The organism is Apibacter muscae (assembly GCF_007845595.1).
Lineage (GTDB): Bacteria > Bacteroidota > Bacteroidia > Flavobacteriales > Weeksellaceae > Apibacter > Apibacter muscae.
The window spans coordinates 147004-159616 of sequence record NZ_SELI01000018.1; the positions used below are offsets into that span (position 1 = coordinate 147004).

Annotated in this window: 15 protein-coding genes; 11 read left to right on the top strand and 4 right to left on the bottom strand. The window is 29.7% G+C overall.

The features are described from left to right. Positions 1 to 43: 43 nt before the first annotated feature. The 4 genes from ETU10_RS06055 to ETU10_RS06070 are packed head-to-tail and all read left to right on the top strand — an operon-like array spanning position 44 to position 2778. Positions 44 to 793: an RDD family protein gene (locus ETU10_RS06055; RefSeq protein WP_146292123.1), complete on the top strand. Its 750-nt coding sequence runs from the start codon at positions 44 to 46 to the stop codon at positions 791 to 793. Between the two features lie 25 nt (positions 794 to 818). Further along, on the top strand, positions 819 to 1799 hold the full coding sequence (locus ETU10_RS06060; protein ID WP_146310678.1) for a Gfo/Idh/MocA family protein: 981 nt from the start codon (positions 819 to 821) through the stop codon (positions 1797 to 1799). Positions 1800 to 1824: 25 nt separating this feature from the next. Continuing rightward, positions 1825 to 2133, top strand: a complete 309-nt coding sequence (locus tag ETU10_RS06065; protein WP_185145064.1) for a CD225/dispanin family protein — start codon at positions 1825 to 1827, stop codon at positions 2131 to 2133. Between the two features lie 54 nt (positions 2134 to 2187). After that, the gene (locus tag ETU10_RS06070; RefSeq protein ID WP_146310680.1) at positions 2188 to 2778 is read left to right on the top strand and encodes a hypothetical protein; all 591 of its coding nucleotides are present in this window, start codon (positions 2188 to 2190) and stop codon (positions 2776 to 2778) included. A 1-nt stretch (position 2779) separates the two neighbouring features. On the opposite strand, the gene ETU10_RS06075 is transcribed toward ETU10_RS06070, so the two are convergent. Beyond that, positions 2780 to 3268 (bottom strand): dihydrofolate reductase, encoded by a 489-nt coding sequence (locus ETU10_RS06075; protein WP_311388679.1) that lies wholly within the window; start codon positions 3266 to 3268, stop codon positions 2780 to 2782. Between the two features lie 94 nt (positions 3269 to 3362). Further along, positions 3363 to 5876, bottom strand: coding sequence for a M1 family metallopeptidase (locus ETU10_RS06080; RefSeq protein WP_146310682.1), 2514 nt, complete (start codon positions 5874 to 5876; stop codon positions 3363 to 3365). Between the two features lie 86 nt (positions 5877 to 5962). Between ETU10_RS06080 and ETU10_RS06085 the strand changes: the two genes are divergently transcribed. Genes ETU10_RS06085 through ETU10_RS06095 form a run of 3 tightly spaced genes read left to right on the top strand, consistent with a single transcriptional unit; the run spans position 5963 to position 7356 of the window. After that, the gene (locus tag ETU10_RS06085; protein WP_146310684.1) at positions 5963 to 6256 is read left to right on the top strand and encodes a DUF721 domain-containing protein; all 294 of its coding nucleotides are present in this window, start codon (positions 5963 to 5965) and stop codon (positions 6254 to 6256) included. 48 nt (positions 6257 to 6304) lie between these two features. Beyond that, positions 6305 to 7036 (top strand): 23S rRNA (guanosine(2251)-2'-O)-methyltransferase RlmB, encoded by a 732-nt coding sequence (gene rlmB / locus ETU10_RS06090; RefSeq protein ID WP_146310686.1) that lies wholly within the window; start codon positions 6305 to 6307, stop codon positions 7034 to 7036. Between the two features lie 41 nt (positions 7037 to 7077). Continuing rightward, positions 7078 to 7356, top strand: a complete 279-nt coding sequence (locus ETU10_RS06095) for a hypothetical protein (protein WP_146310688.1) — start codon at positions 7078 to 7080, stop codon at positions 7354 to 7356. Here ETU10_RS06095 and ETU10_RS11425 read toward each other — a convergent pair. Together ETU10_RS11425 and xrtF are read right to left on the bottom strand one after the other, a co-directional pair. Further along, the gene (locus ETU10_RS11425; RefSeq protein WP_146310690.1) at positions 7331 to 7789 is read right to left on the bottom strand and encodes an exosortase F system-associated membrane protein; all 459 of its coding nucleotides are present in this window, start codon (positions 7787 to 7789) and stop codon (positions 7331 to 7333) included. The genes ETU10_RS06095 and ETU10_RS11425 overlap by 26 nt on opposite strands. Next, the gene (gene xrtF / locus ETU10_RS06105) at positions 7773 to 8327 is read right to left on the bottom strand and encodes an exosortase family protein XrtF (protein WP_146310692.1); all 555 of its coding nucleotides are present in this window, start codon (positions 8325 to 8327) and stop codon (positions 7773 to 7775) included. Before xrtF ends, ETU10_RS11425 begins: the two co-directional genes overlap by 17 nt. 133 nt (positions 8328 to 8460) lie before the next feature. On the opposite strand from xrtF, the gene putP reads away from it, so the two are divergent. The 4 genes from putP to ETU10_RS06125 all read left to right on the top strand — a co-directional run bounded on the left by putP (position 8461) and on the right by ETU10_RS06125 (position 12437). Further along, complete coding sequence (gene putP / locus ETU10_RS06110; RefSeq protein ID WP_146310694.1) at positions 8461 to 9972, top strand: sodium/proline symporter PutP; 1512 nt, start codon at positions 8461 to 8463, stop codon at positions 9970 to 9972. A 299-nt stretch (positions 9973 to 10271) separates the two neighbouring features. Then, positions 10272 to 11270: a bile acid:sodium symporter family protein gene (locus tag ETU10_RS06115; RefSeq protein ID WP_146310696.1), complete on the top strand. Its 999-nt coding sequence runs from the start codon at positions 10272 to 10274 to the stop codon at positions 11268 to 11270. Positions 11271 to 11371: 101 nt separating this feature from the next. After that, positions 11372 to 11905 (top strand): RNA 2'-phosphotransferase, encoded by a 534-nt coding sequence (locus ETU10_RS06120; protein ID WP_146310698.1) that lies wholly within the window; start codon positions 11372 to 11374, stop codon positions 11903 to 11905. A gap of 4 nt (positions 11906 to 11909) precedes the next feature. Further along, complete coding sequence (locus ETU10_RS06125) at positions 11910 to 12437, top strand: O-acetyl-ADP-ribose deacetylase (RefSeq protein WP_146310700.1); 528 nt, start codon at positions 11910 to 11912, stop codon at positions 12435 to 12437. The last annotated feature ends 176 nt before the right edge of the window (positions 12438 to 12613 follow it).

Sequence of the window (12613 nt, forward strand, 5' to 3'; positions counted from 1 at the left end):
AAATAGTACTTTTGTTGCAATATTACAAAAAAATTAATATACAATGAACGGAGCTCAAATCAATACTTCTCAAAATGTATCCATAGACTATAATTTGGCTGATATTGGAGAGAGAGTAGTGGCAAAAATTTTAGATACATTGTTTATTTTAGGTTATTTATTGTTCTGCTTAGCTATATTTATAGGTGTTGCGTATTGGTATGAAGATAATCTTGAATTTTTTATTGAAAATGATGGAGCTATAGCAATAACTATTTATTTAGTAATGATGATTCCTGTGTTTTTTTATTCTCTATGGGCCCCCTATTTTATGCAGGGGCAAACATTCGGAAAAAAAATAATGAAATTGAAGATCGTTAAAGTAGATGGATCAGAAGCTGGTTTTAGTACCTATCTTATACGTTGGTTATTAAATATTATAGATAGCTTATTCTATTATATAGTTGGGTTGGTTGTGATGGGGACCACTGAAAAAAGACAAAGGGTTGCTGATTTGGTGGCGAAAACCGTTGTTATATCCACGAAGCCAAAAATGAAAATAGATCAAACCATCTTAGCCCAGATAGAGGAAAATTATACACCAACTTTTACACAAGTATTACAATTGTCTGACAACGATATACAAATAATTTCAAAAACCTTAACAAGAATCAAGGCTACATCAGATTACAGTATGCTTTCAAAGCTTCGAGAAAAAATTGAAAGTGTTATTCATGAGAGCAAACCGGAGTTGACGGATATGGATTATGTTCAAACTGTAATCAAAGACTATCAGTATTTTTCTCAACAATAAGTAATTATTTAAATTTAAAGAAATTATGCTAAAAGTAGGATTGGTAGGAGCAGGACATTTAGGGAAAATCCACTTAAAATTATTAAGACAATCATCCAAATACCAATTAATAGGTTTTCATGATTTAGATATGGAAGCAGGTGAAAGTTTAGCTCAAGAATTTGGGTATAAATATTATGAGAATTTTGATGAGCTATTGAACCAAATTGATGTTTTAGATATAGTTACTCCAACATTTGCACATTTTGAATATGCAGAAAAAGCGATTATAGCAGGTAAACATTTTTTTATTGAAAAACCCATTACAAATAGTCTAGAGCAAGCGAATCAATTGATTCAATTGGCTAAGCAAAACAATATAAAAGCACAAGTAGGACATGTAGAAAGGTTCAATCCTGCATTTATATCCTCCAAACCATTTATCGTTAACCCCATGTTTATGGAGATTCATCGTTTGGCAGAATTTAATCCAAGAGGAACAGATGTGCCCGTGGTTTTAGACTTGATGATTCATGATTTGGATATTGTTTTATCCGTAGTGAAATCTAAAGTTAAAAATATTCATGCTAGTGGAGTAGCCGTTGTAAGTAATACTCCTGATATTGCAAACGCAAGAATTGAATTTGAGAACGGATGTGTAGCCAATGTAACTACCAGTAGAATCTCCATGAAAAATATGAGGAAAAGCAGGTTTTTTCAAAAAGATGCTTACATTTCCATTGATTTTTTAGAAAAAAAAGCTGAAATAATAAAAATGGAAGATGCTCCTAAAGAAATTCAACCGTTTGATATGATTATCGAAAACTCTAAAGGAGACAAAAGAAAAATCATTTTCCAATATCCAGAAGTACAATCAAATAATGCAATTTTAGATGAATTAGAATCATTGGCAGACTCTATTGAGAAAGACCTGCCCGTGCAGATTCCTCTTGAACAAGGAAAAGAAGCTTTAGAAATTGCAATGGAAATTATGCGCCAAATTGACAATAGCATTAAAAATATTTAGCAAAAACATTCTATTATTATTTAGATTGAAAGAAGAAAACATAGATAAGGATATTGATAAAATTCTGGGAGATCAGAAGCCTCCAGATAATTATTTAGCTTTAGCCATCATATCAACCATTGTATGTTTTGCGCCTATAGGTGTTTTTTCACTTTTTTATTCTTTAAGAGTCAATCAATATTGGGAAGAGAAAAAATATGCTAAATCTAGAAGGGCATCTATATTAACAAGAGTTATTTGTGTGTGGACGATAGTTGCTGGAATAATTTTTTGGGTTGGTATTTTATTTGGAGCTATTTATAACATCTTTGGCAATAGATATCTTGTATTTTAAACCTATAAAATGCATGATTTTTGCTATTAATTAGATATTTTTAAAATTTACTATATGAAAAATCATAAAATTTTACGCAAATGTGCTTTTAGCTTATTCATTTTTTCGTTCTTTTTTTTAGGAGTAAGCTGTGATAAAGCTACTTTATCTGAAAGTAATGCTTGGGATGCGGTTGATAAGTATTTAAAAGTCAACCCTATTTACGAAACCGTATTGATGTCCTTGGGAGAAGTAAAATTTAGTCCTAATAAAGATTCAAGAGAATTGTCTGCCTATAAGAAATTAGCACAAGAAGGCTATATTACTTTTGAGGCTATTAAACAAAAAAAGAAATTTTTAAGCAAAGATAGTATTTTAACTTATGAGGTGAAGCTTACCGATAAGGCAAAGCCATGGGTATTAAATCAGAAAAAAAATCAAGTTGAAGTTAAGTCTATAGAATATCAATTGGATAAAAAAGATGAGCCAAAAATAGAACTAACTGGGAAAAAATCTGGAAAAGTAATCCTTAATTTGCACAAAGCCAATAGCGATTTTTCAATATTATCAGAGGATAACAATCCTCATACTACATTTATCACGCAGACATTCCTGTTAAATTTTAAAAAAGACAAAGGTTGGGAAGTTACTAAAAGTAAAAAATAATTTATTTTTTCTCAAAACTTATAAAACGGAAGCTATAACTATGCTTTTCATCCATTGGGTGAAACTCTTCCTTAGTTTTTTTCCACTGAGAATAATCAATAGAAGGAAAGTAAGTATCCGCCTGATCAATTTTAGTTTCTACAAGCGTAATTTCTAAATTATCAACTAGGTTAAGAGTTTCCTTATAGAGGATTCCTCCACCTATAATAAACGGATTATCATCTTTACTTTTTGCAAATTGTAAAGCTTCCTTTATAGAATGATGTATGATAACATCTTCAACAGCTTTAAATTTCGGATTAGAGGTAATTACAACATTCGTTCTATTGGGTAAAGGTTTTCCTAAAGATTCATAAGTCTTTCTACCCATAATTACAACATGGTTTTGCGTTAATTTTTTAAAGTGTTTTAAGTCGCTGGGTAAATGCCATAAAAGTTGATTATTACCTCCAATGGCTTGGTTTTCATCCATAGCTACAATTATCGTCATTATAAATAGGCTTCTTTGAAATTAAACGTAAAGTTAGAAAATAAAAATGGCTTTCTAAATGAAAGCCATTTTTATTAAAGAAATATCTTTTATTCTACATCATTTTATTTAATCCCTCAGAGATCATTGAAACTTGTTTCTTTAAACTATTGTTAGAAGGATTGATATTTAAAGCTCCTTGCTTCATCTGTAAAGAAGCTTCCATCACTTGTTTCATAAGATCTCCAAAACTATATTTTTTTGCTTGTGGATAGATTTTAACAATTGAATCTACAATGTTTTTAGTTTCAACTGGGTAATCTCCACTCATAATAGTTCTAAGTATAGCAAAATAAGTATCTGCTTCTTGTTGAGATTTTGCATACATTAGTAGATTTAAGAAATTTTTAGATATTAAATCTAGTTTAGAATTGTCTTGGTTTGCAATTAAAGCTTTTGCAATAGCAAGCTCTAAATCTTTACCAGGATTTTTATCATCCACTTTATCCGCCAATTCTTTACCCAAAGCTTTATCTCCTTTTACACTAGCTTCTATGGCTGCCGCTTTAATTCCATAAGAAGGACTTTCAAAAGATTTCTTAAATAAATTTAAATATTTCGCCGCATCTAATTCACCTAATTGTTTAATAGCTTCTGCTTGTACTAAAGTTTTCTTATCAGAAGTAGCAATTTTTTCTAAAACCGAGGCAGATTTTTGCTTCACCTTTGGATTTGTTAAATCTAATTGAGAAATGGCAAAAACTCTAAGACCTTCAAAAGGGTCAGAGGAAGCAGCTTGCAGTAAAGTTTCTAAAGCTAGTGGGTTGGAAGTCTGCAAATCAGCCACTTTATGAATGGCTTCTTTTCTTGAGGAATACTCCGGTGAATTTTTATACTGATAAATGTATTGCTCAGGAGTTTTTTCCATAGTTATTTCAGCCAATAATATATTGTCTGGATTTACATTAACCAATTGAGGTTTTGTTTTGGAAGGTATTTCAAAGGTATTTGTTTCAGTGGCTTTAGCCCAAACTTGATGGTGATTGGCTTTGCCGTTTTCATAAATATCAATATCCAGTGGGAATTGAAATTTAGGTTCCTGAGTTTGGGTAATTGTAACAGTTACAGATTTCTTAGTATCGTTATAAGTATAAGAAACTTTTAGTTTGGGATGTCCATTACCAAAAAACCATTGATTAAAAAACCAATTTAAATCTTTTCCGCTAATTTCTTCCCAAGCTAAACGTAAATGATGAGCTTCAGTAGCTTTGTATTTATTTTGGTTTAAATATAGATTCATTCCGGCATAAAATGCATCATCTCCCAAGTAATTTCTTAGCATATGTAAAACCAATCCACCTTTATTGTAACTAACGGCATCGAACATATCCTCTTTGTCTTTATATTGAAAGCGAATTAAGTCTTTAGTAAAATTCTCCCCTCCATTTAAATAACCATCAAGTTCCTCGGCACGATGTTCTTCAGCATAATCTTTTCCATACTTATGTTCTAGCCATAAATATTCAGAATAATTTGCAAAAGCTTCATTCACGGGTAAGTTAGCCCAACTTTCATTGGTAGCTAAATCCCCAAACCAATGGTGGAAAAGTTCGTGAGCAATTACAGGTTCCCAACTATTTTTGTCTATCAATTGACCTGGTTTTTGTTGAGCATTTTCTGCGTGTAAAGTACTGGTAGTATTTTCCATGGCGCCACTAACATAATCGCGAGCTACCATTTGGCTGTATTTTTCCCAAGGATAAGGGTACTGCAACTTATTGGAAAAAAACTCAATCATGTCAGGAGTATCGCCAAAAATTTGTTTAGCGTAAGGCTCAAATTCTTTTTCAACATAATATTCAACAGGAATATTTTTCCATTTATCTTTCACCACTGCAAAATCACCGATTCCCATAAAAAATAAATAAGGAGCATGTTTTTGGTCAAATTTCCAATAATCCGTTCTAGTACCATCAGAATTTTTTATGCCACTTTTTAAAACTCCATTAGATAATGTAACATATTGGTCAGGAACGGTAATATATATTTCTTGAGATGTTTTTTGGTTTGGCGCATCTATGGTTGGGAACCAGCAACTACTAGCTTCAGTTTCTCCCTGTGTCCAGATTTGGGTAGGTTTATCTTTTTCCTCGCCTCTAGGATTTATAAAATATAATCCTTTAGCAGAATTAATGGCGGCACTACCTTTTTGTGTGACAGTAGAAGGGATGGCCGTATATTTTATATATATTTCGTATTCTTCCCCTTTCTTATAAGTTTTGTCTAATTGAATTTTTAACTTAGAATTTTGGTAAGAATATTTTAAATCCTTTCCATTGGCTAATTTAACTGTTGAAATTTCCATTCCTTTAGCATCTAAAGTTAAAGAGTCGGTAGGGTAGAAATGCGGTTTAAGTGTTACCCACTCTTCCCCCAATAATTTTTCGTTGGGGATATCAAAACCAACCTTTAATTTAGTATGAACTAAATCGTTTATCATTGTAGATGAAGGATTGTATCCGGAATAATCCTGAGCCTCCACTAAAAAAAAAGTAAACAGGGAAATTAGTAAAACTAATTTTTTCCCTAATAACGTGTTTTTAGTATACATATATGTGTTATATTTCATTAAATTAGCTATAAAAATAATTAAATTATTACAAGTAAATTTAAGTTGATTCTATTTTTTTATAAAAATTAGTTTCATTGATCAATATGAGTATACGAAGGAAAGAACAAACCAGCAATTCTGCAATTAAAAACTTAATTAAGACATTAGGAATAGAGGAAAAATTATTGATTGTAGAAATTCAAAATTTGTGGAGAGAATTGATGGGACCTTCAATTTTTGAACATACTACAAGGATGTTTATAGACAATGAAATTCTTTATATACAAATAGATTCAGCAGTTATAAGAAATGAATTGAATTTTAATCAAGAAAAACTCTACAATGAAATTAATAAAGCAATTGAACAAAATAGTTTTATAAAAATTAAATTTATTTAACAGCTAAGAGTCTAAATCTATCTTTTTAAAGATTTATATATTTGCTTTATGGAAAAAGATTTTATATTCGGTATTCATCCAATAATAGAAGCGATTGAGGCAGGGAAAGTTTTTGATAAAGTATTTCTTCAAAATGGTTTGTTAGGAGATAATATTAGAGAATTAAAAATAAAGTTAGGCGAAGCAGGTATAAAAGCTAAATATGTACCTGTTGAAAAATTAAACAGACTTACGAGAAAAAATCACCAAGGAGTATGTGCATTTCTTTCTCCGGTACAGTTTTATAAATTAGAGGATGTAATTCCAGAATTGTTTGAAAAGGGTAAAATGCCATTTATATTAATGTTAGATCACCTTACTGATGTAAGAAATTTTGGAGCCATATGCAGAACAGCAGAAATCGTTGGGGTTGATGCTATCGTAATACCAGATGAAGGTTCAGCTCCAGTAAATTCAGATTCTATAAAAACTTCAGCTGGCGCTCTTTTTAATGTTAAAATATGTAAAGAAAAGAACCTTTTAAAAGCTTTGGAATTTTTAAAATTAAGCGGAATTAAAACGGTTTGTGCGACTGAAAAGACGGATAAGAGTATTTATGAAGAAAAATTAGCATTACCAATAGCCATAGTTTTAGGGAATGAAGAAAAAGGAATTTCTAGAGATATTTTAAAAAATGCCGATGAAAAATTGAAATTACCTATGTATGGAAAGACAGATTCGCTAAACGTTTCTGTGGCTTGTGGAGTATTTCTTTACGAAGTAGTAAGACAAAATATATAATAAAATTTTATAAATTTACATATAAAATAAAAATTCAAAATATGAAAAGTTCAATTATAATAGGTATTCTTTGTTTAATCATTGGAGGAGCAATTGCATATTTACAACATAACGGTACGGATCCAATATTTACCTTTCCGTTAGTTATCGGATCTTTATTTGGTGCGGGTTTAGGATTAATTTTAGGGGCTATTGGGGGATATATAGGTAAATCTCAAAGTATTAAAAGAAAAGAATTAAAGGAAAAATTATCAGAAAAAGTTGCTACTGAAACCAACCAAATAACTGAGAATTCTACCGAGAATAATTTGGGGAATTAGTTTTCTTTAAATGTTTATGGTAGTAAATGGCGGGGATTAATATCAATAGAAATATAGGTTGTATTAATATTCTGCGTATGTAAAAGGTAGGCATATAGCCTAAACTAAAGTTTGTGCATATTGAAACAAAGTATAACGCGCAAAATATCGCAAATCCTATCGTAAATATATAAAAGGAAAAAACGCTGATTTTTTTATCGCCAAACCATAAATAAATAATTAATAGACTTAGAATTAAATTGAGACTATATCTTAATGATAAGGAAATAAATAAACGTATTGTATGGAAGTTTGGGGGTGATAAATGATTAAAATTTGATTTTTTGAAAAATTCTAAGAAAGGATCATAAAAGAGAGAACTTTCATATCTTCTAACTAAGATTAAACCTAAAATAAAAATTATAATTCCAAAGATTTTAATTGTTCTTATCATTTACGTAGGCAGGTTTATTTAGAACAAAAAATTTAATCCACACCATCCATAAAAATATAATTATTCCATATATAATAACCGGGAATATATAATCATGTGCTAAATTTGAATAACTGGGAAAGGTGTGAAATATATAGTTTAAAAAAGCAATTCTAATAAGGTTTGTTATATATATAATTAAGACTGATGATAGTAAAAAGATGGTTGTATTTCTCCAAGTATTAGCAAAAGCGATGATAAAAGCTATATAAAGTATTATTACAGATAATGCATTACAGCCTTCGTTAACAATACTACTGATTTTACTATCTATGGCAAAAAACATAAAATTATTATGATTGATGTGTATTGCCATACTATTTACCGATACAAAATTTAATAAAGTAGCAGATTGTTTAGCTACAATTTCAGTATAAGGATCGCAAGTTTGTAGTTTATTTTGATAGAAATTTAAGTATAAATAATAAAGACCTATTAAAACTAAATAAACACAGAAAAATTTAACTAAAACAATAAGAATAGATTTATATTCCTTCATAAGGATGAATTATAATAGCAAATGTAAGAAAGAAAAAGAAATTATAGATATATATACAAAATATTCATTAAAAATTCCTTAGATTTTAGAATTCTTTTTTTAATTTGTAAAAATCTTTATTAATCAAAGAAAAATGGATTTATACGAGCTAATATCAATTAGTCTATACTTTATTTTAATGGTAGCCATAGGTTTTTATGCTTATAAAAAATCAACGGCAAATACTGAAGAATTTCTATTAGGGGGTAGAAAAATGGGGGCTGCAGTTACAGCTTTATCTGCTGGTTCAGCAGATATGAGTGGATGGTTACTTATGGGGCTTCCTGGAGCAATGTATATTTCCGGATTGTCGGCTTCTTGGATTGCCATAGGTCTTACATTGGGAGCCTATTTAAACTATTTGTATATAGCGCCTAGATTGAGAATATATACAGAATTGGCAGGTAATTCCATTACTTTACCTGTGTTTTTTGAAAATAGATTTCAAGATCAATCAAGGCTCTTAAGGGTTATATCGTCTGTCTTAATTTTAATTTTCTTTACCTTATATACCTCTGCAGGTATGGTATCTGGGGGAAGATTATTCGAGTTTGCTTTTGGTATGCATTACAATGTAGGCTTGTGTCTCACTAGTTTGGTTGTAGTTGTTTACACATTTCTAGGAGGTTTTCTTGCCGTTAGTCTTACGGACTTTGTACAAGGGACTATAATGGTATTAGCTCTAGTTACTGTACCTATTGTTGCGGTTGTGATTTTAGGTGGGCCTATGGATACGCTGGAAATCATCGAAAACAAAAATAATACCTATTTGAGTTTATTTACTGGTACAACTAAAGTAAGTGTCTTATCCTTATTGTGTTGGGGGTTAGGGTATTGTGGACAACCCCACATTCTGGTTCGTTTTATGGCTATCGACTCTGTGAAAGATTTAATTAAAGCTAGAAGAATAGGTATAAGTTGGATGATCTTTACGGTTGGGGGAGCACTGCTCGTGGGTTTAATAGGGATTGCTTATTTACATAAATATGATATTGATAGTATGATGATTTTTGATTCGTCTAAAGAAAAAGCTGAAACAATTTTTATTTATTTTGCAAGAGTATTGTTTCATCCATTGATATCTGGATTTTTGCTTTCTGCTATTTTGGCTGCGGTTATGAGTACTATATCTTCACAACTTTTGGTTACATCAAGCTCAATTACAGAAGATGTATATAAAGCATTTATAAATAAAAAACCCACAGAAAAGCAAGCGATGATAGTTAGCAGGCTTTCAGTATTAGGGGTAGCTATAATAGCTTTTATATTATCGCTTACTCCCAGAGATAGTATTTTAAATTTAGTAGGCAATGCATGGGCTGGTTTTGGTGCAACATTTGGTCCGTTAATTATACTTTCTTTATTTTGGAAAAGAACCAATGCCTGGGGAGCTTTGGCTGGTATGCTAACTGGAGGAATCTCAGTTTTAGTTTGGGTATATGCAGGTTTATATGATAAAACAGGGATTTATGAAATAATTCCATCATTTTTTCTTTCGTTAGTAATGATCATTATAATAAGCCTTTGCACTGAAAAGCCTAAAAAAGAGATTATAGATACCTATGATAAAATGGATGTAGAATTAGAAGAGAAGTACAAAAATTAACTAATTATTTATAACAAGCTTATTTATTTGAACTTTAGAAAAATTATTTTATTGCTCAATTGTTCTAGTAAAAATATTTATATAAAATTTAATAATTGATTATATTATATTATATAAATAATAGTGGTTATTGTCGTAAAATATCTAAAATTTATTTTATAAACATTAATTTTAAGAGATGTAAATTTATAATTGTTACTTTCTCAACTTAGATTTCAATATATAAATTTTTTCGAAATTTCGTTCCATTGAAACTCATATTAAAAATTAATAAACTTTTTAAAAATTATAAAATAGTAATGAAAACATTGAAAAAAATTGGAATTGACGAGTTTTTAATATTACTCCTTTTAATGATTATTCTTGCCTATTTTTTTCCATCGCTAGGTTCTTCAGAAGGAACATTTTCATTAAAAAGTTTAACCAATATAGGAGTATCTGTTATATTTTTATTTTATGGATTAAGATTAAGTTTATCGGATTTAAAAGCAGGTCTATCAAATTGGAAATTACACATCTTAATTCATCTTTTTACTTTTATAGTATTCCCATTATTAATTTTGCCTTTAAGAGGATTATTTACAGGTGCTGAAAACCAACAATTATGGTTAGGTATATTCTATTTAGCAGCTTTACCATCTACTGTTTCATCTTCAGTAGTAATGATATCAATTGCTAAAGGAAATATCCCTGCAGCTATATTCAATGCCAGTATCTCAAGTTTATTAGGGGTTTTTGTAACTCCTTTATGGGTTGGATTAATAATTTCAGGACAAAATAATAGTCCAGCCTTAGGGCACGTAATGATTCAATTGGTTATACAAGTTATTATACCAGTAATTGTAGGGATTATACTCAACAAATATTTAGGAGAGTTTGCTAAAAAATATAATAAAGGGTTAAAAAAGTTTGATCAAGCCATAATATTATCCATCGTTTATACAGCCTTTTGTGAATCTTTTACACAACATGCCTTTGACGGATTTAGTATCACCAAATTATTTTTATGTGGGGCAGGTATGGTTGTGTTATTTTTTATTGCTTACTACTTGATAACATTACTATCTAGATTATTAAATTTCAATAGAGAAGATAAAATTACAGCTACTTTTTGTGGTTCCAAAAAATCTTTAGTACATGGAACAGTTATGTCTAAAGTCTTATTTCCTAATTCAATGTCCTTAGGGGTTATATTATTACCTACTATGTTGTATCATGCTTTACAACTTATTGTGGTAAGTGTTATAGCTCAAAAATTAGCCAAACAAGTTGAAGATAAAAGTAAACTTAATTATTAAATGGAGTTTAGTAGCTAAAGATTGTAATTTAAAATACGAAATTTTTAGAATAAATTAAATATAATTAATATTTTATATTGACTTATGAATAAAAAAATAAAATCGAAATAGGAAAATTTATAAGTTTTATTTTAAGACATGAACCTAAAAAAATAGGGTTGAATTTAGATGAAAACGGATGGGCAGATGTTGATGATTTAATCCAAAAATCAGTGATGAATAATGTAAATTTCACAAAGAAAGATTTAGAAGAAATTGTTGATACCAATGAGAAGAAAAGATATTCTTTTAATGAAGATCAAACCAAAATAAGAGCCAATCAAGGACATTCCATATCTATAAATATGGAATTTAAGTCTGTATGCCCGCCCGAATACCTATATCACGGAACAGCGGTAAAATTTCTTCCTTCTATAAATGAAAAAGGAATCCAAAAAATGAGTCGGCAATTTGTGCATCTAAGTGTAGATGAAAGCACTGCATTAAAAGTAGGGTGTAGGCATGGAAAGACTGTCGTATTAACCATATGTTCAAACCAAATATATAAAGATGGAATTATATTTCACTGTTCAGAAAATGGAGTTTGGTTAACAGATTATGTGGATATAAAATGTATTTTTAAAGAAAAATATTGAAACAATGAAAATTGAAGTTTGTAGTGCAGATATTACGAATATAGAAGTAGATGGAATAGTTAACTCTGCAAATACGTCATTATTAGGAGGAAGTGGAGTAGATGGGGCAATACACAGAAAAGGAGGGATTGAAATTTTGGAAGAATGTAAAAAAATTCGATCAAGACAGGGCGGATGTAAAGTAGGAGAAGCTGTATATACAGTTGCGGGTAACCTGCCATCCAAATATGTCATTCATACAGTAGGGCCAGTTTGGAGCGGAGGAATAAATAAAGAAAAGGAATTATTAAGTTTATGCTATATTAATTCGTTAAAAATAGCGAATCAATTGCAATTGAAATCTATCGCTTTCCCTAATATAAGTACAGGGATTTATAAATTTCCTAAACCCTTGGCTGCTGAAATAGCAATTTCTTCAGTCATTAACTTTTTGGAAAAAGAAAACATAAGTTTAAATAAAGTATTTTTTGTATGCATGGAGCAAGAAAATGAACACCTTTACAGAGATAAGTTAAGAGGAAGAATTGAATAAAATTACTATTAGATAATTTAAAAAGAATTTTTTTAAAAATGTCCTTAAGTAATTTAAAATTTCAATAAAAGCCTATTAGTTTTTACATATTTATTAACATAAAATAAACCATAATAAATAATTTATATTTAAAAATAAAGCACTCATATATAAAAAAATAACATAAAATATATATA

Bases quoted from the DNA above. Each gene is read 5' to 3' on its own strand.
- ETU10_RS06055 (WP_146292123.1), top strand. From the start codon at position 44: ATGAACGGAGCTCAAATCAATACTTCTCAAAATGTATCCATAGACTAT.
- ETU10_RS06060 (WP_146310678.1), top strand. From the start codon at position 819: ATGCTAAAAGTAGGATTGGTAGGAGCAGGACATTTAGGGAAAATCCAC.
- ETU10_RS06070 (WP_146310680.1), top strand. From the start codon at position 2,188: ATGAAAAATCATAAAATTTTACGCAAATGTGCTTTTAGCTTATTCATT.
- ETU10_RS06075 (WP_311388679.1), bottom strand. From the start codon at position 3,268: ATGACGATAATTGTAGCTATGGATGAAAACCAAGCCATTGGAGGTAAT.
- ETU10_RS06080 (WP_146310682.1), bottom strand. From the start codon at position 5,876: ATGAAATATAACACATATATGTATACTAAAAACACGTTATTAGGGAAA.
- ETU10_RS06085 (WP_146310684.1), top strand. From the start codon at position 5,963: ATGAGTATACGAAGGAAAGAACAAACCAGCAATTCTGCAATTAAAAAC.
- rlmB (WP_146310686.1), top strand. From the start codon at position 6,305: ATGGAAAAAGATTTTATATTCGGTATTCATCCAATAATAGAAGCGATT.
- ETU10_RS06095 (WP_146310688.1), top strand. From the start codon at position 7,078: ATGAAAAGTTCAATTATAATAGGTATTCTTTGTTTAATCATTGGAGGA.
- ETU10_RS11425 (WP_146310690.1), bottom strand. From the start codon at position 7,789: ATGATAAGAACAATTAAAATCTTTGGAATTATAATTTTTATTTTAGGT.
- xrtF (WP_146310692.1), bottom strand. From the start codon at position 8,327: ATGAAGGAATATAAATCTATTCTTATTGTTTTAGTTAAATTTTTCTGT.
- putP (WP_146310694.1), top strand. From the start codon at position 8,461: ATGGATTTATACGAGCTAATATCAATTAGTCTATACTTTATTTTAATG.
- ETU10_RS06115 (WP_146310696.1), top strand. From the start codon at position 10,272: ATGAAAACATTGAAAAAAATTGGAATTGACGAGTTTTTAATATTACTC.
- ETU10_RS06125 (WP_146310700.1), top strand. From the start codon at position 11,910: ATGAAAATTGAAGTTTGTAGTGCAGATATTACGAATATAGAAGTAGAT.